The sequence below is a fragment of the Acinetobacter colistiniresistens genome, assembly GCF_000413935.1.
Classification (GTDB): Bacteria; Pseudomonadota; Gammaproteobacteria; order Pseudomonadales; family Moraxellaceae; genus Acinetobacter; species Acinetobacter colistiniresistens.
Genome location: NZ_KE340383.1, coordinates 234,722 through 257,036, shown reverse-complemented (window position 1 = coordinate 257,036; position 22,315 = coordinate 234,722). Strand labels below are relative to the sequence as shown.

Here is a 22,315-nt window from a genome sequence, read left to right as displayed (position 1 = left end):
TTATTCTAAATGTTTTAAGGTTTAATGAGGCCATAACGAATCGCAAGATGAGTCAGCTTGACGTCACTGTCAATTGCCAATTTTTCAAAAATACGATAACGATAAGTATTTACAGTTTTCACGCTGACAAATAGCTTGTCTGCAATTTCTTGTGCACTGATACAATTGACGACCATCATCGCCACTTGCATTTCACGTTCTGATAAAGCATCAAATGGAGATTGTTGTGTATCTGAAAGATAGGAGCTGGCGAGCTGTTCAGCAATATCTGCACTAAAGTATTTTCCTCCCTGCATCACTTTATTAATCGCACGCACCATTTCTGTAATGGGTGCCCCTTTGGTAATGTAGCCTTTTGCACCTCCTTTTAAAAGCAATGATGGGTAGGGTTCTTCCGCAAGACCACTGACTGCAATCACTTTAGTTTCAGGCACACTTTGCAACAAGCGACGCGTCGTTTCAACACCGCCAATACCTGGCATATTGACATCTAAGAGTACCACTTGTGGATGTTTTTGACGCACCAAAGCAATGGCTTCTTCCCCCGATTCTGCTTGTCCAATGACCTCTACATCGGGGTGGTCTTCCAACATACGACAAATCCCTGTACGCACGAGTTCATGATCATCAACAACAAGAACAGTGATCAAGAAGACCTCCTTTTTTCAAAAAAAACTGGTTTTTTGTTACATAAAGCAAAATTAGCTTGCAATGAAACGACAAAATTAGCAATCCTATTCTTCGTTTTTAGCGAATAGTTGTACACAATTGTGTCTATAAAAGCTTTACCCGATTTGTTCAAATGTAAGGCATAATGGTATTAAGCGCAAATGTGCAGCGTCCTGAGTTGAGTATTGTGTCGTGAAAAATTCTAAAAAATCTATCATGCATGTTTTAAGCATGTCTATCTTGTTGGCTTGGAGCTCAACAAGTTTTGCTGAACTGGTTGTGAATAACAATCCAGCTTCTTCGCGTGTGAGCGGTTCAGCTTCGATGAATTGGTCTGCAAGTGATGCCAGTCAGTTTATGGAAGATGATGATCCGCTAGAAATTAGCCCACAAGGTTCAACTTCTGTTACCACAACTTTGCGTAATGGCAGTTCGTCAACCATCACCTCTTCAACGGCGCCGCAGTCGTCGACACAAATTCGCGATACTTTCGGGTATAGCAGCCAGCCTTCAGTCAATGCACGTGCTGCTTTGGTGATGGATGCACAGACCGGTGAGGTGCTGTATAGCAAAAACAGCAACATGTCGGTTCCAATTGCGTCGATTACTAAATTGATGACGGCTGTCGTCACTGCAGATGCGCGTTTAAACATGTCAGAAGAAATCACGCTGGAATCGATTGATTTCGCGGGTGCAGGCGGGAAGAACTCAAGTTCGACCTTACGCGCAGGCGATACCATGAATCGTGCAGAAGCACTGTTATTTGCTTTGATGAAGTCAGAAAATCCTGCCGCTGCTGCTTTAGCGCGGACTTATCCAGGTGGACGTCCTGCATTTATTGCAGCGATGAATGCTAAAGCGAGGCAATTGGGCATGACGTCTACACGTTATGCTGAATCGACAGGTTTAGATCCGCATAATGTTTCATCTGCACGTGATTTAGGGATTCTGGTCAGTACCGCTTCGCAATATGGTTTGATTCGCCAATTTTCAACCACGCCAACTTATGATTTCAATTTAGGTTATCGTGTACTGAAATCAAATAATACCAATGCATTGGTGCGTAATGGTGGCTGGAACATTAACCTGTCAAAAACAGGCTATATTAATGAAGCGGGACGTTGTGTCGTCATGCACACGACGGTGAATTCACGTCCAGCTGTTGTTGTCTTATTGGGTGCACCAAGCTCACAAGCACGTAATAGTGATGCAACCAACCTATTGACATGGTTAAGCAGTTTGCCAAAACGCGTTTAATCTAGATGAATGTTAAAAAAGCTCTTCTGTTATGAAGAGCTTTTTTATGCTTGCTACAAAGAATACGGCCTGTATTCAGATAAAAAAACCAGTTGTGGGCAACTGGTTTTTTTAATTGCGAAGCTTATGCTTACATATTTGAAAGAATTGAATCTTTCACTTGATCCATGGTGGCATCAATTGACAGCATCACCGCATCAGCACATTGCTTGATTGCAGTATCTGGGTCTTTTAAGCCATTACCCGTTACGGTACATACGATCACCGAACCTTCAGCAATTTTACCTGCTTTAAGGTCACGGATTGCCCCACCGATTGATGCAGCAGAAGCAGGTTCAACAAACACACCTTCGTACATTGAAAGGAGGCGTTGAGCTTCTAAAATTTCAGCATCAGTCAGTTCATCAAACCAACCTTTAGAATCACGTACCACAGCTTTGGCATGGTTCCAGCTTTGTGGGTTACCAATACGAATCGCTGTTGCAACCGTTTCAGGGTTCTCCACTGGTGCACCACGTAAGAATGGCGCAGCACCAGATGCTTGATAACCCACCATAGTCGGTAAACCTTCTGGTTTAGGCCCTGTGAATTGATCTGTTGCCGCATCATAAATCACTTGTTCAAACTGATCCGCAGGCTGGTTGGCAACCGCTTCGGTATAACCCATCCAGTGTGCAGTGATGTTCCCCGCATTACCCACTGGTAAGCAGTGATAATCCGGCGCGCGACCAAGCGCTTCTACGATTTCATAAGCAATGGTTTTTTGACCTTGCAAACGGTAAGGGTTGATTGAGTTTACAATCGTTACTGGCGCTTGATCTGCAACCTCTTTGACCAAACGCATACCATCATCAAAGTTACCGCGGATTTGCATGGTAATCGCACCATACATCATTGCTTGTGCCATTTTACCCATGGCAATTTTGCCTTCTGGGATCAAGACGAATGCTTTGATGCCTGCACGTGCTGCATAGGCTGCGGCAGCTGCTGAAGTATTACCTGTTGATGCACAGATAATTGCTTTAGAGCCTTCTTCAATTGCTTTGGTCACCGCCATGGTCATACCACGGTCTTTAAATGAACCGGTTGGGTTCAGACCTTCGTATTTCACATAGATTTCGACGTTTTTGCCAATAATACGTGGAATGTTCTCGAGTTTAATTAGTGGAGTATTACCTTCACCTAAAGAAATTGCACGTGTAGTTGCAGACACGGGTAAACGGTCACGATAACGATCTACAAGACCAGTATAACGATTGGCATTCGACATGATGGTGTTCCAATATGAGGTAGAGAGAAAATCCCTCCCAACCTACCTTTGTAAAAGGGAGGAGTTCCCCCTCTTTATTGAGGGGTGAGGGGAGATTTAAACTGATTAACTATCGAGCGATTCTAAACGAATTCTTACGATTTCGCCACGAATTGCAGGTAATGCTTGAATTTGTGCAAGTGCTTCATCCATTTTCGATTCAACAATCGGATCTGTCAAAATTACGATTGGGATCAAGTCTTTCAAGCGCGATTGCTGCATGATGGCATCAATACTAATACCGGCACGGCTGAGAATGGTCGTGACATCTGCCAAGACACCCGTCTGATCTTCAGCATTGAGGCGAATATAATAACCTGTGGTCATTTCTTCACGGCTTAAGATCGGCACATTGGTCAGTGCTTCAAAGGCAAGTTGAGGAATAGTGCCTGCACCATCTTCGGTATAAGAAATATCACGTACGATATCAATTACATCGGCAACTACAGCCGAGGCTGTTGGGCCTGCACCTGCGCCTGCACCATAATATAAGGTTGGGCCGACAGCATTGGCTTGAACCAATACCGCATTTTTCACGCCATTAACATTGGCAATCAATTCTTCTGCAGGGATCAAAGTTGGATGAACACGTAGTTCAATGCCTTGTTCGGCACGACGTGCGATACCCAAATGCTTAATGCGGAAACCCAGCTCTTCTGCATATTTTACATCTTGAGCAGTGATTTTGCTGATGCCTTCGGTATAGACCTTATTAAACTGTAATGGAATACCAAAAGCACATGACGCCAGAATGGTGAGTTTGTGCGCAGCATCAATTCCTTCTACATCAAAGGTTGGATCCGCTTCGGCATAACCCAGTTCTTGCGCTTCTTTTAATACATCTTCAAAAGCACGAACCTTTTCGCGCATTTCAGTCAGAATGAAGTTGCCTGTGCCATTAATGATGCCAGCAAGCCATTCAATATGGTTTGCTGCAAGACCTTCACGAATCACTTTAATAATTGGAATCCCGCCAGCAACCGCTGCTTCATAAGCGATTTGCACGGCATTGTCTTCTGCCGCTTTAAATAATTCATTGCCGTGTTCAGCAAGTAAAGCTTTGTTTGCGGTGACAACTTGTTTGCCATGTTTAATGGCTTCCATGATGACTTCATACGCAGGATGAATCCCTCCCATGACTTCAACCACAACATCAACATCAGCTTGACGTACGATGTCCATCAAGTCATCACTTTGTTTAATTCCTTCGAGTTGTAAATCTGGACGTGGACGGCGTGTGCCTACGTGTGTAATTTGAATTTCTCGACCGGTACGGCGTTTAATTTCCGCAGCATTTTCTTGTAGTAATTTAAGGGCTCCACCACCTACAGTACCAAGACCGAGTATCGCCAGACGAACTGGTTTCACGTCACACTCCATTATATTCAATCATTTTAATGAAGCTTGATCATAGCTAAAAAAGTGCGCAGACACTAGGGCTAAGATCATCTTTAATCTGTCGCCCGAGTCTTTGTAATTTTGCGGTGATGTTTTCGCTTATTTGTTTAAGCGTTGAACGATTTCTTCAGGGGTCATATAGCCACCTAAATACTCGCCTTCGACGTTATAGATCGCAGGTGTACCATTGACTCCCATGTTTAAGCCTAATTGATATTGGTCACGCACTGGGTTTTTACATTCTGCAGCTGAAACAGGTAAGCCTTTGGCTGCTTGGTCAAAGGCAGCCTTACGGTCTTGGCTACACCAGATGGCTTGCATGGTTGGCATGAACTGTTCGCCACGTGGCCATGCGATGTAACGGACTTCAATGCCTTTGGCATTGATTTCTGCTAAATGTTCATGCAGTTTATGGCAATAAGGGCAGCTCGAATCAGTAAACACATAGATCACATGCTTGGCTTTACCGCCCTGTGCAGGGTAAACAATCAGATCTTCGGTTTTCAGCGCCGCTAAATGTTTTTTATTTTCGGTTGCTTGTAAGGCATCACTGACATTATGCAGTTGCTTGTCGCCTAAACGAACCACATCCCCTTGGATAATGTATTGACCGTCAGCAGTTGCATAAACGGAACCCATGCCTTCGAGGCTGATCCAATATAAGTTTGGAACTTCGGTTTTCTTCACCGCAAGAATCTTGGCATTGATATTGGCGGTTTTGAAATGTTTTTCTAAGGTAGAGACTAAGCGCTGCTGTGCATTGCGTTCATTTAAGGTTGAGGCTTCACCTGTCGCAGGTGCACTTGCTGTGAGTGCATCTTGTTTTTGTGCTGAGTTTTCTTTTGAGCAAGCACTGACTAATAATGTTGATGCTAATGTACAAGCAATTACAAGCTGAGACCGAGTAAACAACATATAGAACCTTTTTTGTACGAATTCATTTGTATAAGGGGCCTAGCATAACAAAAAAAATGAATCACTTCGTTAAATCTTGCATAGGCTCTGTGAACGGAATCAAATTTTAGCGGGCTCCTCGATAAAAGGTGGTTTTATCCCCGTGGGTGGTATTTGCCATGTAACTCCCGCATGCGATGTTGCGCGACATGGGTATAGATTTGTGTGGTGGAAAGATCACTGTGTCCAAGCAGCATTTGTACTACGCGCAGATCCGCACCGTGATTGAGCAAGTGAGTGGCAAAGGCATGACGTAAAGTATGGGGGGAGAGCTCTGCTTGGATATTGGCTTGTAAGGCGTAACGTTTAATTGCATACCAGAAATTTTGCCGACTCATGATGCCGCCATGTTGGGTTAAAAACAGATAATCGGTGCTGCTTTTATAGAGCTGCGGACGTGATTCAACTAAATATTTTTCAATCCAGTCACAGGCAAACTGTCCCAATGGCACCAGACGTTCTTTGTTGCCCTTACCGGTGATTCGCACAAAGCCCTGTTTTAAATTGATCAGTTCCAAACGTAAATTGAGTAATTCTGAAACGCGCAGACCACAGGCGTACAGAACTTCAAACATGGCGCGATCACGCAGACCTAAAACCGTATTGATGTCTGGTGCATTGATTAACGCCTCTACGTCATGTTCAGATAAATCCTTAGGCAAGGCACGTCCAATTTTAGGAGAATGATGCGTTGCAACCGGATTATCGTCCCGTAGTTTTTGTTCTCTTAAAAACTTATAAAACTGTCTTAACGCAGATAGGCAACGTGCAATTGAACGTGGGCTTTTACCAGCCTTGGTGAGTGCAATGAGCACATCGGCGATATCGTCACTGGACCATTGGGGTAATGCTACTGTTTGATGTAATTCACTACATTGTACCAGATCAGACAAGTAGGCATTGCGGGTATGTGGGCTCACCGTTTGAGCCACCAGATAATCCCGAAAACCCTGTAAAAAACTCAAATGTTCAGGGATGTGGGTTGCAGCAGGAATACGTGGCTTTTTATTTAACATAGGGCGTTGAAAGCATAACTAGGTGAAAAGGGACAGGTATTTGAGGGCGAGTGGCGCCGTAATTTATTTTGATTGCCTTGCACTGTAAAAGAAAAATGAATTGTTGTCGATCTGTCACAGAAGTAAATGCCACTGAGATTGGTTTTGGTAATTATTCTCATTTGCTTGTATACTAGTAAAAAAGGGTTAAGGGTTAGAAGCGGTGCGATTGTCAGCATTAAAAGTCAAGCAAACAGCGATGATTACCAAAGTCAATCGCGTGGTCGATGAGACAGAACAGCCAGATTTAGTTGCAGTTCGTTTAGAGAGTTTAGGCTTTGTGCCAGGTACGCAAGTACAGGTGATTACCAAGGGGATATTTGGTGGAGATCCGATTCTAATCCAGCTCGGTTTTACGCGTTTTGCGTTACGAAAAGCGGAAGCGGATAAAATTGAAATTCAACTTGAAGGAGCACCTGCATGAGTGATGCGTTACGTGTTGCCCTTGTGGGAAATCCAAACTGTGGTAAGACATCTTTATTTAACCACTTAACCGGTACACGCCAAAAAGTTGCCAACTATGCGGGTGTCACCGTTGAACGTAAAGTCGGGCATTTTCAGCTTCCTTCTGGAAAAGCAGTACGTGTTCTGGATTTACCAGGAACCTACAGCCTTCAGGCGACCAGTCCTGATGAAGAAATTACCCGTGATGTTTGCCAAGGTAAAATTGTGGAAGAAGGGCAGCAAGATGCCTTTTTGTGTGTCGTGGATGCAACCAACTTAAAACTACATCTTGGTTTGGTGCTGGAAATTATTGAGTTGGGTCGTCCGATCCTTGTTGTGTTGAACATGATGGATGAGGCGCGTCGCCGTGGTATCCAGATCAATACGCAAAAGCTTTCTGAGCGCCTTGGCGTACCTGTGGTTGAAACGGTTGCCGTACGTAGTTCGGGTATCGAAAACTTATTGCATGCCCTTGACCAAGGCAAGTACTCGGTTCCTCAGACTGAACTCAGTGGTCTGGCGGGCAGTTCACATCAAAAAATTGAAGTGATTTTTAAAGATGTGGTGAACTTTGTTGATCAGGAAGACAAGCGTACCGATTTTCTGGACAAGATTTTTTTACATCCAGTGTTGGGCTTGTTGAGTCTGGCGATCATGATGTTTATCGTTTTCCAAGCGGTGTTTTCATGGGCTGAACCATTTAAGGGCGCAATCGAAGATGGTGTAGTGCCATGGTTGGGCGAATGGTTGACGGAAACAATCAGTCACCCTGTACTACAAAGTTTATTGGTTGATGGTGTGCTGGCTGGTGCAGGAACCGTGATTGCGTTCTTACCGCAAATCTTAATTTTATTCTTCTTTATTCTGGTTCTAGAAGAATCTGGTTATCTACCTCGTGCAGCATTCTTACTGGATAAGTTAATGTTTAAAGCGGGGTTAAGTGGTCGTTCTTTTATCCCGTTGTTATCAAGTTTTGCCTGTGCAATTCCAGGGATTATGGCAACCCGTAGTATCAGTGATCCACGTGATCGTTTTACCACGATCATGGTTGCACCGCTGATGACCTGTTCTGCGCGCTTACCTGTTTATGCCCTGTTGATTGGTGCATTTATTCCAAGTGAAACCGTACTGGGTATTTTCAATTTACAAGGCCTTGTACTGTTTGGTTTATACATGGGCGGCATTGTCAGTGCGCTATGTGTTGCATTTGTGATGAAGTTTTTGCAAAAAGACAAAACCCAGCATGCGTTGCTGATGGAGTTACCAAGTTACCGTTTCCCGGATATGAGAAGTGTTGCAATCGGTCTATTAGAGCGCGCAAAAATCTTCTTACGTCGTGTTGGTGGCATTATTGTGGCGTTGACGGTCATTCTCTGGTTCTTGTGTACTTTCCCGCAAGCACCTGAGGGGGCGACACAACCTGCGATTGATTATAGTCTGGCGGGGATGCTTGGACATTTATTACATCCAATTTTTGCGCCCTTAGGTTTTAACTGGCAAATTGTAGTGGCATTGATTCCAGCCATGGCGGCACGTGAAGTTGTAGTTGCTGCTTTGGGCACAGTCTATGCCTTATCAGGAGCAGATGATGATGCCGTTGCACAAGGTTTGACGCATCTGATCAGTGCGGATGGCTCGGGTTGGTCGTTAGCAACAGGCTTGTCATTATTGGTTTGGTTTATCTACGCGCCCCATTGTTTAGCCACTTTAGCAACCGTACGCCGTGAAACTGGTTCATGGAAACATGTAGCCGTCATGACGGTATATCTGTTTGGTTTGGCTTATTTAATGTCGTTCTTCACTTACCAAATTGCATCACGCATTTGGGGCTAAGAATTCCACCTCACCTCCCTTTGTAAAAGGGAGGGTACTATTGGAGAGAAGCTTATGTTTGAGTACTTGATTGTTGCTGTATTGGTGCTGTGGAGTGCTGTTGTAGTCTTTAAGAAGGTGTTTCCTCAAACAGCAAGTTCAGCATTTCTAGCTCTGTCAAACCTTTGCCAGCGTTTAGGTTGGCAACGTTTGGCAACGTGGTTAAAACCTAAAATGGCAGTGGGTTGTGGTGGAGGCTGCGGTTGTTCAACCGATGAGGCTGAAACCAAAAAGCCAGAAACCATTCAAACGGTCAAATGGCGTTAATATTAAGAAGATTGCCCATCATTTGATGGGCAATTTTTTTGGAATAAGAAAAAGCTAGCTTCATAAAAATCATTCAGCTTAGACACCAATTGATTGTATTGGCCTTGCGGCGATTGCTGACATCGTTTTATCGAACCCTCTCGTCTTGCAACATCTATGCCTACCGCGAGAGAGCTGAATTTAAATGCCAGCAAGAGGGATTTAAGCCAGTGGTTTAGGGGGATTCGCTTTTTGAGATAGATTTAAGCTTTTACGCACTGACACAAAAAAGATTGAATAAAACTAAAACTGAAAAAGCATTTAAAACAGTAAAGTGCTAACATTTTTGCCATTCTGTGATCTGCAAAAAATGGGGCAAAAATGTTAATACAGCGTGGCGGGTTGAAAGTTGTGGCTGGCTTGGGAATTTCGGGGGTGTCGGCGGTCAACTTTCTGCATGAGCAAGGCTACCAAGTTGCAGTAACAGACTCGCGTGCGACCCCACCGGGGCATGATCAAATTCCTTCAACTGTACGTACCAGCTTTGGCAAATTAGATACGGAACTGTTATTACAAGCAGAAGAAATCATTCTCAGCCCGGGTCTTGCACCTCAACTTCCGGAAATTCAGCAAGCGATTGAAAAAGGCATTCCAGTGGTTGGCGATATTCAATTATTACGCCGCGCGACAGACGTGCCAATTATTGCAATTACAGGCTCAAATGCAAAAAGCACCGTCACCACCTTAATGGGGTTGATGGCGCAAGAGGCGGGTAAAAAGGTTGCTGTGGGGGGGAATCTCGGACGTCCTGCATTGGATTTACTCAAAGACAAGCCAGAACTACTGATTTTAGAGCTATCAAGTTTTCAACTTGAAACCACATCACATTTGAATGCAGAGGTTGCTGTGGTGTTGAATATGAGTGAAGACCATCTGGATCGTCATGGTGATATGTTGGGCTATCACAAGGCCAAACACCGTATTTTCCAAGGCGTGAAAAAAGTGGTGTATAACCGTGATGACAACCTGAGTCGCCCTTTAGTCCCTGATGCTACAGCGATGCAAAGCTTTGGTTTGAATGCCCCAGATCTAAATCAATACGGCGTGTTGCGCGATGCGGATGGCAGCATGTGGTTAGCGCGTGGCCGTGAGCGTTTACTTAAGACCTCTGAGATGTATATTCAAGGCATGCACAATGTTGCCAATGCTTTGGCGTGTTTGGCATTGGGTGAGGCGATTGGTTTGCCAACGGTATCTATGCTAGAAACCTTAAAGCATTTTAAAGGCTTGGAACATCGTTGCGAGTATGTCGACACAATTGATGGTGTGCGCTATTACAATGATTCTAAAGGTACCAATGTCGGTGCAACCCTGGCCGCGATTGATGGCTTGGGGGTAGCCATTGAAGTGAAAAAAGGTAAGCTGGCTTTGATTTTAGGTGGTCAAGGCAAAGGTCAAGACTTTAAACCTTTGCGTGATGCCATTCAGAAATATGTGAAATCTGTTATTTTGATTGGTGAAGATGCAGCGGTGATTGAGCAAGCGATTCAGGGTGCGACAGCCATTCAGCATGCACAGGGTTTAAAAGAAGCGGTGGCATTAGCACAGAAAAATACGCAAGCTGAAGATGTAGTATTGCTCTCACCAGCGTGTGCCAGCTTTGATATGTTTAAAAGTTACAATGATCGTGGACAGCAATTCGTGGCATGCGTCCATGCGTTGAATGACAAGAACAACTAGGAACAGAATTATGGCGGATTTAGCCCCAAATACGGTGCAAAAGATTTCGCAATTGCTCAATCGTTTGCCCAAGCTGCCCGCAGAAATGACGGCACGAAATATTCTGATCTTTTGTGTGATTGCATTACTGTGTTTCGGTTCGGTCATGGTGGCATCGGCTTCAATGCCCTATGCGGAATATATTCATGAAAGCCCATTTTATTTCCTGATTCGTCACGGCATTTCAATTGTCGTGGCAGCGGTGGTTGCATTCCTGACGTATCGGGTGTCATTGAATCTGTGGTTTAAAAATGCCTTTCCATTATGGCTAATTACCATTGTGTTGCTATTAGCGGTGTTGGTGGTAGGCTCCGAAGTGAACGGGGCGCATCGTTGGATCAAGGTCGGTGGTTTTACCTTGCAGCCGACTGAAATTGCCAAGATTGTGATGGCGATTTTCACTGCAGATTATGTGGTACGCCGTGCTAAAGAGGTGAGAACGCACTGGAAAGGTTTATTGCGTCTGAGTGGTGTGATGGCTTTAACCGTGGGTTTTATCGTGGCTGAGCCTGACTTGGGGGCAACCGTCGTTATCGTGTTAATGATGGTGGGGGTATTCTTCTTGGCGGGGGCACCTGCCACGCAGTTCTTGATTATGTTGGGTGCGATCTTTGCAGGTGTCAGTGCACTGATTATCTTTGAACCGTTCCGTTTCCAGCGTTTGATTTCATTTACCAACCCATGGGCTGATCCATTGGGGGTTGGTTATCAGCTTTCCAATGCCTTGATGGCCTTTGGTCGTGGTGAATGGTTTGGAACTGGCTTGGGGCATAGCGTACAGAAGCTTTCTTATTTGCCCGAAGCCCATACCGACTTTATGCTGGCGGTTTTAGGGGAAGAGTTCGGTTTCTTTGGTGTGACGGTGGTGATGCTGCTGTCCTTTACCATGCTGGCTTGCTGTATTCGTATTGGTCATCGTGCTTTACAGCATAATTATTTACGTGCTGGTTATTTAGCCTACGGCATTAGTATTATTTTCCTCATGCAAATCTTGGTTAATGCGGGTATGAACATGGGCTTAATGCCAACCAAAGGTTTGACTCTGCCTTTCATTAGTTATGGAGGGACGTCTCTGATGATGTGTGCAGCGATGATTAGTTTGATTTTAAAAATTGATGCATCAACGCAAGAGTTGAACCCAGTGAAAGAAGAATCGAATTTCTAAGGAAATTAAGATGGAGAAAGCCCTGTCGTTATACAGGGCTTTTTTATTGTTTATAAATAGGTTCCAGAGAGATACACCCCAGTCGGGATCAAGCGAATATCCCATTGTTGTACGGCTTGTTGCAGCATGATTCGAGGTTGATCAAGTTCAACAGCGGGCTGACCCAAAGCTAAAATGGCTTGTTGTAGCAGCTGCGGTGCTTGCTTGATATCCAATGCCAGTGCCAAATTTTGTTTAGACAGCTTTTGCCCTTGCTCATTCATGGCGAGTGGTAAATGCATATAGCTCAAACTTGGATACCCAAGTAAAGAACCCAGCCAGATTTGCCGAGCGGTATTGTCGAGTAAATCCGCACCGCGTACGACGTGGGTGATACCTTGCAGATCATCATCGACCACCACGGCCAATTGATAGCTAATAATGCCATCACGACGTTTCAAGACGAAATCACCCAGATCTTGCTGTAAATTAGAACATTGCAGACCTTGCAAGCGATCTTCGAAGCAAATCAATTGATCGGAAACTTTTAAACGAATGGCTTGATCAGTAAACTCTAAATTTAAATCGCGGCAGGTTCCGGCATAGATATGATTGGAACCCAACATTTTACGGGTACATTGGCAGGCATAAATCGCATCGAATTGCTTGAGTTGCTCAAGCACCTGTTCATAGATCTCAAAACGATCTTTTTGAAAAATAATCTCTGCATCGGGCTCAAATTGAAAGGCATCGAGACATGAGAGAATATGCGTTTCGCTATTGGGATAAATGCGGGGGATATCGGTATCTTCAATCCGAACCAGCCATTGGCCTAGATTGGCTTTGGCGTCGCAATAACTGGCCACTGCGGTGAGCAGGGAGCCAAAATGCAAGGGGCCGGTTGGCGATGGCGCAAACCGACCCACATATGAGCAGCGATTAAGCAAAGCATCGCTTTGCTTCGCTTCATGGCTCAACACGGTTGTCAAAAATTAGCCGTTGTTTTGCTTTTCTTTGATTTCAGCCAAAGTTTTGCAATCGATACATAAAGTCGCAGTTGGGCGAGCTTCTAAACGACGTAAGCCAATCTCGATACCACACGTTTCACAAAAACCATAGTCTTCGTTTTGAATGGCTTCAATCGATTGTTCGATTTTACGAATGAGTTTACGCTCACGGTCACGTGTACGGAGTTCAATCGCAAACTCTTCTTCTTGAGTTGCTCGGTCGTTAACATCAGGCAATGCGCTTGATTCGTCTTGCATGGTATTCAAAGTACGATCAACTTCAGACATTAACTCTGCTTTCCATGCATTCAAAATTTGGCGGAAATGCACAAGTTGTCCTTCAGACATATATTCTTCATTTTTCTTCGGCTGATATGGTGCAATACCAAATAAGCTCGCAGTTGTACCACCTTCTGAAGTCTTCGGTTTGGTTTTACGTACACGTTTCGCCGATTTTAAATCGTCGAGCACTTCTGTCTGTTCGTCCAAGACTTGATTTTGGTTGTCATTCGCCATATAGGGCATTCCTCATCTTACACGTACTATCTATACGCAAAAAATATGGTGATATGCAAGTGTTTTTATAGAAACCTGAGATGGTTTTTTCCATCAAGGGTCGACATCATATAGAGTTTTTGAGCAAGATGGTAGTCATTCTCGCCCAGATTTTGTGAGAATTCGACAATGTAATTTGTAATCAAAAGTTTAGTCATATCCCAAAACTTCAGAACTATTCATTCGCTGTGAAGTCGGCAGGCGATAGACCTGAGTTTCCAGTTCACCATTGGCTTTCAGACGAATTAAACGATAGCCTGGGTGCTCTTCGTCGAGTGCGAACTTGTCGCTTTTGGGTTTGAACTGGATGCAGGTGGATGGCGTTGATAAGAACTCAACGCCTTGCCATGTATTGATCGAATCTTGATGCACATGACCACAGACAATTGCTTTGACATTGCAGAAGGGCTGAATTGTTTCCAGCAAGTCGGATGTATTTTTAAGTTTGTGCTGATCAATCCATGCTGACTGCATGGCAAAAGGATGGTGGTGACAAGCAATAATCACATGACGATCAGGGTGCTGTATCAACAATTGGGTGAGTTGCTGTAATTGTTGCTCAGCAATTTTACCGTCAATACGCTTGGGCTGTGCACTATTCAATAAGATAATGCACCATTGCCCTAATTCAATCACCGTTGGTTGGGTCTGATCTGTTTCATGAAATGGGAAATGTGTGACATCGTCATGATTGCCTGGCGTCTGAAAAAAAGGGATTCCCAAACTTTGCATATGCTGGACATAGCGGTTATAGGTTAAAGGGGTTGGTGATTGCGCCAAGTCACCCGTGTGTACAATCAGGTCAATATGAGGATGTTGTTGGCGCATCAAGTCGATTACAGCATGAAAACTTTGTTCGGGCTGCATGCCGACAAATTCTAAATGGGGATACTCGAGTAAATGTGTATCAGTAATCTGTATCATCACAAAATCTTGTTGCGATAATGATGAGACTTGGAAAGTCACCGTCTTTAGCCCCTTCAGATTTTTATCTTTGTTGTATATGTTGAGACAGCCACTGCAATGCCATGATTACAGGTGCGTTTCTCAACCGCCCGTTATTTAATAATGCTTCTAATGCGGAATAATCAAATAGATGGAGTTGAATATTTTCACCCTCATCTGGCATCCCAAAAATGCCCCCGTCCTTTGGTAAATTAACTTCTGCAACATATAAATGAAAAAATTCAGAGCATGCACCAGCAGAAGGGTAGAAGCTAAATAAATGTTTTAATTCCGTGATCTCACAGCCTGATTCTTCGAGACTTTCACGACGGATACAGTTTTCAGGAGATTCATCTCCATCGAGTACCCCTGCAATGATCTCAAGTTGCCATGGGGAAACAGGATCATTCAACGCGCCGACACGAAATTGTTCAATCAATGCAAAACGTTGTTGTTGGTCATTATAAAGTAAAACGCCCGCAGCTTCTGGACGATGAACCAATTCACGTTGAATTAAGGTTGAATAATCTTCTCGGTAAAATAACCGATGTTTTAAACTCACTTTCTCAACTTGAATAAACCCTCGAAATAGAGGCTCTCGAGATTCTATCGTAACGTCGGTTGCTGAGTAGCTGGCGTGGTCAAGAATAGTCATCTTCAATCAGGATGAGATTGTACATATCTCATCCTAACCGAGAATGATTCGCAGGAAAATCTTTTTTTAGTCGATTTACACTTTGTGGTACAATTTTTGACCATGTTCCTGATAAGCGGTTTTCATTGCATTGAGACCTGCTTCAACTTCTGTTTCAGCTTCATTTGACTGCTTGGCATTGTGTTGATTTTGCGCATAATCTCGCACATTCTGGGTGATTTTCATGGAGCAGAATTTTGGTCCGCACATGGAACAGAAATGTGCCGATTTATGGGCTTCTTTCGGCAGCGTTTCATCATGCATGCTACGTGCTGTATCTGGGTCTAGGCTTAAATTGAACTGATCATCCCAACGGAATTCAAAACGTGCTTTAGATAAGGCATTATCACGTACTTGTGCACCCGGATGACCTTTGGCCAAATCAGCGGCATGCGCAGCAATCTTATAGGTGATGATGCCATCTTTCACGTCTTTCTTATTCGGTAAGCCTAAATGCTCTTTGGGTGTGACGTAACATAGCATCGCCGTACCGTACCAACCAATCATTGCTGCCCCAATCGCAGAAGTAATATGGTCATAACCGGGTGCGATATCAGTGGTCAGTGGTCCAAGCGTATAGAACGGTGCTTCTTTACAGACTTCAAGTTGCAGATCCATATTTTCCTTAATCATATGCATTGGCACATGCCCCGGACCTTCAATCATGACTTGCACATCGTGTTCCCAAGCGCGATGGGTGAGTTCGCCTAGGGTTTTTAGTTCACTAAACTGCGCTTCATCATTGGCATCTTGTACACAGCCTGGACGTAGACCATCACCTAAACTGAAGGATACGTCATAGGCTTTCATGATTTCGCAGATTTCATCAAAATGGGTGTATAGAAAGTTTTCTTGATGATGCGCTAAACACCATTGCGCCATAATCGAACCGCCACGAGAAACAATCCCTGTTAAACGGTTCGCTGTCATAGGTACATAACGCAGTAATACCCCAGCATGAATGGTGAAATAATCTACGCCTTGTTCGGCCTGTTCAATCAGGGTGTCTTTAAAGATGTCCCAAGTGAGGTCTTCCGCTACGCCATCGACTTTTTCTAAAGCTTGATAGATCGGGACAGTCCCGATCGGCACAGGGGAGTTACGGATGATCCATTCGCGGGTTTCATGGATGTTCTTACCAGTGGATAAGTCCATGATGGTGTCAGCCCCCCAACGGGTTGCCCACGTCATTTTTGCCACTTCTTCATCAATGGATGAACCGAGCGCAGAGTTGCCGATATTGGCATTAATCTTCACCAGGAAGTTACGGCCAATAATCATGGGTTCGCATTCTGGGTGATTAATGTTGGCAGGGATAATGGCACGACCTGCAGCGATTTCCTGACGTACAAACTCAGGGGTAATTTCGGTTAAATTCTGCGCACCGAAGTTTTGACCTGCATGTTGACGCATATCCACGCCTTCGCCTTGGCGCTGGTTTTCACGAATGGCAATATATTCCATTTCAGGGGTAATGACGCCTTGCTTGGCATAATGCATTTGCGTCACGTTTTTACCAGCTTGTGCGCGGCGTGGGTTTTGAATATGAGCAAAACGAATGTCAGCAGTGCGAATGTCTTTCAAACGTGCTTGACCAAACGCAGAACTAAGACCAGAAAGTACATCGGTATCTTGGCGTTCTTCAATCCATGTTTGACGAACTAAAGGCAAGCCGTTGTTTAAGTCAATCTGTACATTCGGATCGGTATACGCCCCTGAAGTGTCATAGACCATGACTGGCGGGTTATGCTCACCACCTAAGCCTGTCGGTGTTTCGGTTAAGCTGATTTCACGGAAAGGCACTTGAATATCAGGGCGAGAACCTTCTACATAAACCTTACGGGATGCAGGTAAAATACGGGTTAAATCTTTTGCAGCTTGCTCATGTTGAGCAGAAATGTCAGCAGGGGAAAGATTCGTTAATTGGTTCATGGCATGATCCTTATGTATGGCATTAACGAATCAAGCACGACCAAAAACAATGGCGGATTTATCTCTATGATAAATAAAGGCTAAGTTTTTGCTGGGCTTGATTCCTACGCAGGTGTTAACCTGATCAGGTTCAACGGTACTCATCTTTAAATCACGTGATTAAGATAATCTCAGCAGTTGGTTAACTGCGCTCCGTCAAGCTAGGTATTTAGACTAACAGATTTTTGTTTTTTTGTGATATCAATTCACACCAATCTACAAGCACTAAATCCATGCTATTGTCATAAAACTTTCATCATTCCTGTGTTTTAATCACCAATCATTTTTCCATGTGTCTAGTGGAGGCCTACTGTGAGCCCAAGCAATCCTGTGTTAAGTCATCATATTTCTTCACAATTTAATGAGGACTTGCAAGATGTGCATACCAAGTTTATGACCATGGGTGGATTGGTAGAGCAGCAAGTTGCTAACTCAATTCATGCTTTATTAGACACAGATGCTAATTTAGCGATAGATGTCCAGTTTAAAGACAATGCGGTCAATCAGTTTGAGCGTGATATTGATGAAGGTTTAACCTTGATTCTTGCGCGCCGTCATCCTGCCGCGATTGATTTGCGTATGGTGATTGCGATGAGTAAAGCCAATACGGATTTAGAACGTATCGGTGATGAAGCTGCAAAAATTGCCCGTATCGCACAAAACCTATGTGAAGAAGGTGAGTCGCCACGTGGTTATATGGAAACACGCCATATTGGCAATCAGGTTCGTGTCATGATTCATGATGCATTAGATGCATTTGCCCGTTTAGATGTTGAACAAGCGTTAAAAGTGGTAATGGCAGATGTCGATATTGACCGTGAATATCAATCGGCGACACGTACTTTAATGACGTATATGATTGAGGATCCTCGTCATATTTCACGTGTGATTAATGTCATGTGGGTGTTGCGCTCATTAGAACGTATTGGCGATCATGCCCGTAATATTTCAGAGCAAGTGATTTATATGGCCAAAGGGATGGATGTACGTCATACCAGCATCGAAGAAATTGAACAGAAAGTACATCAGAAATAATGGTAAAAATAAAATAACTTTAGACCACCCAAGATTGGGTGGTTTTTTTATTTATAGACCATACAAATAAAAAAATCCCAGACTTCGGGGGAAAGTCTGGGAGAGAAATATCATGCGTTACGTGAGATATCAACGTATCTCTTTGTCCTTCTGGATACAACTATAGGTCGAGCTGATGGATGTGTCATGTAGACAACTGTGTATACTCTGTAAGGCTTTATTACTTATGTAAATATCACGTAAAAAGAGAGCTGAAAACAGCTCTCTTTTTTATCGTAAGCTTAGATGGGACTGCTTATTTCTCTTCAGTCCAGCCTTCCGCTTTTTCTACGCTTTCATCGTTGTTGAAAAACTTCTCACGCTGTTCTTCAAGAAACTTTTTCGCATCCGGTTCAAACACGTTTAAGCGTTTTTCATTAATTAGCGTAGTTTGGTGTTTTAACCATTCCTGCCATGCCTGTTTCGAAACCGTTTCAAAGAACTCTTGGCCCTTGGCTCCCGGGAACGGGGCAAAGTCTAAACCTTCAAGTTCTTGTTTGTATTTACGGCAAAATACTTGTCTAGTCATTGTAGATCCTTAAACGTATAACTGTTCTAGGCGAGTATGCGCACGGGCAATCGCAGCTTCGACTTGTTTTGGTGAGGTGCCACCAATGTGATCACGGGCGTTGACAGAAGCTTCTAGCGTGAGCGCTTTATCAAAAACATCTGCTGTAATTAAATCAGAGAATTGTTGGAGTTGTTCGAGGGTGAGTTCAGATAGATCTTTTTCTTCTGCCACGCCTAAAGCCACTGCTTTACCGACAATTTCATGCGCATCACGGAATGCCACACCTTTTTTCACAAGGTAGTCGGCAAGATCAGTTGCGGTTGAGAAGCCACGCAATGCGGCTTCACGCATGATTTCGATATTTGGAACCAAAGCAGGCACCATGTCTGCAAAGGCCATCAATGAGCCACGAACGGTATCAATCGCATCAAACAAAGGTTCTTTGTCTTCCTGATTGTCTTTATTGTATGCCAATGGTTGACCTTTCATGAGGGTCAATAGGCTAATTAAGTCACCAAATACACGGCCTGACTTACCACGAACCAGTTCTGGAACATCTGGATTTTTCTTCTGTGGCATGATCGATGAGCCAGTGCAGAAGCGATCAGGAATGTTTACAAACTTGAATTGAGCTGAAGTCCATAAAATCAGTTCTTCTGACATGCGTGATAAATGCATCATGATCAAAGACGCGGCTGCGTTAAATTCAATGGCAAAGTCACGATCTGAAACCGCATCCAGCGAGTTTTCTGAAACGGCTTCAAAACCGAGTAATTCTGCAGTATAGGCGCGATCAATCGGGTAGGTTGTGCCTGCCAGCGCTGCTGAACCAAGTGGCATGCGATTGACACGTTTACGGCAATCTTGCAAACGCTCAGTGTCGCGCACTAACATTTCAAACCATGCCAATAAGTGATGACCAAAGGTCACGGGTTGGGCGGTTTGCAAATGCGTAAAGCCGGGCATAATGGTGTTGGTATTGTTGCTTGCTAAGCCGAGTAAACCTTTTTGTAAGCGCAGTAATAACCCAAGGATGTCATCAATCTCATCACGCAAATATAAACGGATATCAGTGGCAACTTGGTCATTACGGCTACGGCCCGTATGTAATTTTTTACCTGTAATGCCGATCCGTTGAGTCAAACGTGACTCAATATTCATATGTACATCTTCTAAATCAATGCGCCACTCAAAGTTGCCTGCTTCAATTTCTGCTTCAATCGTGCTTAAACCTTGGATAATGTCATCACGTTCAGCTTCAGTCAGGACACCCACTTTGGCAAGCATGGTGGCATGCGCAATTGACCCTGCAATATCTTGTTTATAAAAACGTTGGTCAAATTGCACAGATGCGGTAAATTCTGCAACAAAAGCATCAGTTGCTTCAGAGAAGCGACCGCCCCACATTCCAGAGGTTTGATTTGGGCTGGCTGAAGAAGAGGATTGAGAAGATGTGGTCATGGCGGCTCAGCAAAATAAAAAAGAGTATAGCAAATCCAAACGTAGTTGCCGAAACTCGACATAAGAAGTTATCGCAAACTCGTCAGGGGGGAAATCCATCAAGCTCCTATTTTTTTACGAAAATTGGGCAATGGCAACACTTATTAGAATTAATTGTTGCCAGCAATGTTCTGGCGATGGTGTTGGCATTGGCGGAAGCAAGGTCGTGGCAGGCTTTGGAGGGTGTTCGTGTCTTGCAATATATGTTTTTTATTAACTGGGTGATTTTGTCTTTTTCGGCATTGGTGGATTATTTTCAGGGCTTCTTTGCCAAGTTTAGTCAAAAAGTTGCACTAAGCCTTGGCTTTATTCTGCTGCAACTGATTGTTGTCGTGACAACGTGTGCGGTCAATCTCATCCAGTATTGGGCGACACGGTCAAATTCATTTTCTCAAGAGATTTTATTTCAGGGCACCAGCTTGCATTTAGGTTATGGGGTGTTATTGGGTGCTTTCTGTCTGCGTTATCTGTATATGCGCGAGCAGTGGATGAATCAGCAATATAGTGAGTTGAATGCCCGGATTCAGGCGATGCAGGCGCGCATTCATCCACATTTTTTGTTTAATAGTTTAAATAGTGTGGTGAGTTTAATCACGATTGACCCTGATAAAGCCGAAAATATGCTGATCAACTTGTCCCGACTGTTTAGAGCCAGTTTTCAGGAACTGAAACTGGTGAGTCTGGCAGAGGAAATTGACTTGTGTCAGCAATATTTAAGTATAGAAAAAATGCGTTTAGGCGCGCGTTTAAATGTAGAATGGAACATACAGGCGACTCCCATCGAATTAAAACGGGTGACGATCCCACTATTAACGTTGCAACCTTTGCTTGAGAATAGTATTTTTCATGGAGTGGAAAAAGTTTTGCAGCCTTCAACCATTAGTGTATTGGTTGAAATATTGCAAAATCAAGTCAGTATAGTCATTACTAACCCTTATTCTCACGATACAATAAAATCGAGAAAAGGAAATGGTATTGCGATCGAGAATGTGGAGCAGCGCTTGAAGGCCTATTATGGGCAAACGGTCAAGTTTCAGATTTACGGGGGAGTGTCGTTATATACGACGGTGGTGAATTACCACTATCAAGTAAAATAATAAGTCCGGTTAACCATAAAAATGATGGATGAAGTTAACGGTGACAAGGAGAAGAGGATGAGAGTTCTGATTGCTGATGATGAGCCTCTCGCAGTAGAGCGGTTGTCACGTTTGGTGACTCAAATGGGACATGAAGTCATTGCGACGGCGCATCATGGTCAGGATGTGCTAAATCATATTGAAAATGATTCACCTGATGTCGTTTTATTAGATATTCAAATGCCTGGAATGAATGGGTTGGAATGCGCTGAACACCTCAGTCAGCTGAACCCTCGTCCTGCCATTATTTTTTGTACGGCATATGATCAACATGCATTGGAAGCATTTAAATTTCAAGCACAAGGATATTTACTCAAACCTGTTGCACAACAAGACTTACAGCAGGTGTTTAATCATTTAACCCAACTTACACAAGCACAAATGACTGGTTTACAACAACAAGACGATATGTACGATACCAAGACTCAACGCCATCAAATTGCTGCGAAAACTTATCGCGGAGTAGAACTGATTCCATTGGAAAATGTCTATTACTTTTTAGCAGATCAAAAATATGTCACTGTGCGTCATAAAAATGGCAGTGTATTGATTGATGAAACACTGAAAGATTTAGAGCATGAATTTGCAGATCGCTTTATTCGGATTCATCGTAATGCGTTGGTCTCGCTTGATTATCTGGAAGGATTGGAGCTGGTTGCAGCAGGACAGTATCAGGTACGGTTACGTGAACTGGAAGAGCGCTTGTCGGTCAGCCGTCGCCATTTGCCAAGTTTAAGAGAATGTATGCACCAATTGTAAATCGTGTTATTCCGTTGAATGAATGAGCACATTATG

General features: G+C 43.7%; 21 protein-coding genes and 1 riboswitch. Of the genes, 9 read left to right on the top strand and 12 right to left on the bottom strand.

What is annotated here, in order from left to right; all coding sequences use genetic code 11:
• Positions 1-14: 14 nt before the first annotated feature.
• Positions 15-650, bottom strand: a complete 636-nt coding sequence (gene gacA / locus F907_RS01305; protein WP_016653271.1) for a response regulator transcription factor GacA — start codon at positions 648-650, stop codon at positions 15-17.
• A gap of 211 nt (positions 651-861) precedes the next feature.
• Here gacA and pbpG point away from each other — a divergent pair, with 211 nt between their 5' ends.
• Positions 862-1,926, top strand: coding sequence for a D-alanyl-D-alanine endopeptidase PBP7/8 (gene pbpG, locus F907_RS01310; RefSeq protein ID WP_127472516.1), 1,065 nt, complete (start codon positions 862-864; stop codon positions 1,924-1,926).
• A gap of 130 nt (positions 1,927-2,056) precedes the next feature.
• On the opposite strand, the gene thrC is transcribed toward pbpG, so the two are convergent.
• From thrC to xerD, 4 genes are all read right to left on the bottom strand, one after another.
• The gene (gene thrC, locus F907_RS01315) at positions 2,057-3,196 is read right to left on the bottom strand and encodes a threonine synthase (RefSeq protein WP_016653269.1); all 1,140 of its coding nucleotides are present in this window, start codon (positions 3,194-3,196) and stop codon (positions 2,057-2,059) included.
• Between the two features lie 105 nt (positions 3,197-3,301).
• A complete protein-coding gene (locus tag F907_RS01320) occupies positions 3,302-4,603 on the bottom strand; it encodes a homoserine dehydrogenase (protein WP_016653268.1) in 1,302 nt (433 codons plus the stop codon).
• A gap of 129 nt (positions 4,604-4,732) precedes the next feature.
• Positions 4,733-5,548, bottom strand: a complete 816-nt coding sequence (locus F907_RS01325) for a DsbC family protein (protein WP_005278366.1) — start codon at positions 5,546-5,548, stop codon at positions 4,733-4,735.
• Positions 5,549-5,682: 134 nt separating this feature from the next.
• Positions 5,683-6,603 carry a site-specific tyrosine recombinase XerD gene (gene xerD, locus F907_RS01330; protein WP_016653267.1) on the bottom strand — a complete coding sequence of 307 codons (921 nt, stop codon included), beginning with the start codon at positions 6,601-6,603 and terminating at the stop codon, positions 5,683-5,685.
• Between the two features lie 202 nt (positions 6,604-6,805).
• Between xerD and F907_RS01335 the strand changes: the two genes are divergently transcribed.
• The 5 genes from F907_RS01335 (at position 6,806) to ftsW (ending at position 12,148) form a co-directional block, all read left to right on the top strand.
• Positions 6,806-7,066: a FeoA family protein gene (locus F907_RS01335; RefSeq protein ID WP_004656347.1), complete on the top strand. Its 261-nt coding sequence runs from the start codon at positions 6,806-6,808 to the stop codon at positions 7,064-7,066.
• Positions 7,063-8,919: a ferrous iron transporter B gene (gene feoB / locus F907_RS01340; protein WP_016653266.1), complete on the top strand. Its 1,857-nt coding sequence runs from the start codon at positions 7,063-7,065 to the stop codon at positions 8,917-8,919. Before F907_RS01335 ends, feoB begins: the two co-directional genes overlap by 4 nt.
• Positions 8,920-8,973: 54 nt before the next feature.
• Complete coding sequence (locus F907_RS01345; protein WP_005278371.1) at positions 8,974-9,225, top strand: DUF6587 family protein; 252 nt, start codon at positions 8,974-8,976, stop codon at positions 9,223-9,225.
• 360 nt (positions 9,226-9,585) lie between these two features.
• Positions 9,586-10,944: a UDP-N-acetylmuramoyl-L-alanine--D-glutamate ligase gene (gene murD, locus F907_RS01350; RefSeq protein ID WP_016653265.1), complete on the top strand. Its 1,359-nt coding sequence runs from the start codon at positions 9,586-9,588 to the stop codon at positions 10,942-10,944.
• 10 nt (positions 10,945-10,954) lie between these two features.
• Complete coding sequence (gene ftsW / locus F907_RS01355; protein ID WP_005240208.1) at positions 10,955-12,148, top strand: putative lipid II flippase FtsW; 1,194 nt, start codon at positions 10,955-10,957, stop codon at positions 12,146-12,148.
• Between the two features lie 50 nt (positions 12,149-12,198).
• Here ftsW and gluQRS read toward each other — a convergent pair whose 3' ends face one another.
• From gluQRS to thiC, 5 genes are all read right to left on the bottom strand, one after another.
• Positions 12,199-13,107: a tRNA glutamyl-Q(34) synthetase GluQRS gene (gluQRS, locus tag F907_RS01360; protein ID WP_016653264.1), complete on the bottom strand. Its 909-nt coding sequence runs from the start codon at positions 13,105-13,107 to the stop codon at positions 12,199-12,201.
• 12 nt (positions 13,108-13,119) lie between these two features.
• Positions 13,120-13,650, bottom strand: coding sequence for an RNA polymerase-binding protein DksA (dksA, locus tag F907_RS01365; protein ID WP_016653263.1), 531 nt, complete (start codon positions 13,648-13,650; stop codon positions 13,120-13,122).
• A 189-nt stretch (positions 13,651-13,839) separates the two neighbouring features.
• Positions 13,840-14,655 (bottom strand): 3',5'-cyclic-AMP phosphodiesterase, encoded by an 816-nt coding sequence (cpdA, locus tag F907_RS01370; protein ID WP_005278382.1) that lies wholly within the window; start codon positions 14,653-14,655, stop codon positions 13,840-13,842.
• A 22-nt stretch (positions 14,656-14,677) separates the two neighbouring features.
• Complete coding sequence (locus F907_RS01375) at positions 14,678-15,289, bottom strand: NUDIX domain-containing protein (protein ID WP_005278384.1); 612 nt, start codon at positions 15,287-15,289, stop codon at positions 14,678-14,680.
• A gap of 75 nt (positions 15,290-15,364) precedes the next feature.
• Positions 15,365-17,260, bottom strand: coding sequence for a phosphomethylpyrimidine synthase ThiC (gene thiC, locus F907_RS01380; RefSeq protein WP_016653262.1), 1,896 nt, complete (start codon positions 17,258-17,260; stop codon positions 15,365-15,367).
• An 84-nt stretch (positions 17,261-17,344) separates the two neighbouring features.
• A riboswitch (TPP riboswitch) is annotated at positions 17,345-17,465 on the bottom strand.
• Between the two features lie 146 nt (positions 17,466-17,611).
• Here thiC and phoU point away from each other — a divergent pair.
• Positions 17,612-18,334: a phosphate signaling complex protein PhoU gene (phoU, locus tag F907_RS01385; protein WP_004773981.1), complete on the top strand. Its 723-nt coding sequence runs from the start codon at positions 17,612-17,614 to the stop codon at positions 18,332-18,334.
• A 295-nt stretch (positions 18,335-18,629) separates the two neighbouring features.
• Here the strand turns inward: phoU and F907_RS01390 are convergent, their stop codons facing one another.
• Both F907_RS01390 and argH read right to left on the bottom strand, forming a co-directional pair.
• Positions 18,630-18,902, bottom strand: a complete 273-nt coding sequence (locus tag F907_RS01390; protein WP_005278388.1) for an oxidative damage protection protein — start codon at positions 18,900-18,902, stop codon at positions 18,630-18,632.
• A gap of 9 nt (positions 18,903-18,911) precedes the next feature.
• The gene (gene argH, locus F907_RS01395; RefSeq protein ID WP_032862408.1) at positions 18,912-20,345 is read right to left on the bottom strand and encodes an argininosuccinate lyase; all 1,434 of its coding nucleotides are present in this window, start codon (positions 20,343-20,345) and stop codon (positions 18,912-18,914) included.
• Here argH and F907_RS01400 point away from each other — a divergent pair.
• Together F907_RS01400 and F907_RS01405 are read left to right on the top strand one after the other, a co-directional pair.
• Entirely contained in the window at positions 20,336-21,481 is a 1,146-nt protein-coding gene (locus F907_RS01400) for a sensor histidine kinase (RefSeq protein WP_016653260.1), read from the top strand. The two genes, argH and F907_RS01400, sit on opposite strands and share 10 nt — an antisense overlap.
• Before the next feature lie 57 nt (positions 21,482-21,538).
• The gene (locus tag F907_RS01405; RefSeq protein ID WP_016653259.1) at positions 21,539-22,279 is read left to right on the top strand and encodes a LytR/AlgR family response regulator transcription factor; all 741 of its coding nucleotides are present in this window, start codon (positions 21,539-21,541) and stop codon (positions 22,277-22,279) included.
• Positions 22,280-22,315: the final 36 nt, after the last annotated feature.

Coding starts and splice junctions, on each gene's coding strand:
- F907_RS01345 (WP_005278371.1), top strand. CDS start 8,974: ATGTTTGAGTACTTGATTGTTGCTGTATTGGTGCTGTGGAGTGCTGTT.
- thrC (WP_016653269.1), bottom strand. CDS start 3,196: ATGTCGAATGCCAATCGTTATACTGGTCTTGTAGATCGTTATCGTGAC.
- F907_RS01400 (WP_016653260.1), top strand. CDS start 20,336: ATGTGGTCATGGCGGCTCAGCAAAATAAAAAAGAGTATAGCAAATCCA.
- murD (WP_016653265.1), top strand. CDS start 9,586: ATGTTAATACAGCGTGGCGGGTTGAAAGTTGTGGCTGGCTTGGGAATT.
- F907_RS01325 (WP_005278366.1), bottom strand. CDS start 5,548: ATGTTGTTTACTCGGTCTCAGCTTGTAATTGCTTGTACATTAGCATCA.
- thiC (WP_016653262.1), bottom strand. CDS start 17,260: ATGAACCAATTAACGAATCTTTCCCCTGCTGACATTTCTGCTCAACAT.
- xerD (WP_016653267.1), bottom strand. CDS start 6,603: ATGTTAAATAAAAAGCCACGTATTCCTGCTGCAACCCACATCCCTGAA.
- F907_RS01375 (WP_005278384.1), bottom strand. CDS start 15,289: ATGACTATTCTTGACCACGCCAGCTACTCAGCAACCGACGTTACGATA.
- F907_RS01405 (WP_016653259.1), top strand. CDS start 21,539: ATGAGAGTTCTGATTGCTGATGATGAGCCTCTCGCAGTAGAGCGGTTG.
- ftsW (WP_005240208.1), top strand. CDS start 10,955: ATGGCGGATTTAGCCCCAAATACGGTGCAAAAGATTTCGCAATTGCTC.
- dksA (WP_016653263.1), bottom strand. CDS start 13,650: ATGGCGAATGACAACCAAAATCAAGTCTTGGACGAACAGACAGAAGTG.
- F907_RS01390 (WP_005278388.1), bottom strand. CDS start 18,902: ATGACTAGACAAGTATTTTGCCGTAAATACAAACAAGAACTTGAAGGT.
- feoB (WP_016653266.1), top strand. CDS start 7,063: ATGAGTGATGCGTTACGTGTTGCCCTTGTGGGAAATCCAAACTGTGGT.
- argH (WP_032862408.1), bottom strand. CDS start 20,345: ATGACCACATCTTCTCAATCCTCTTCTTCAGCCAGCCCAAATCAAACC.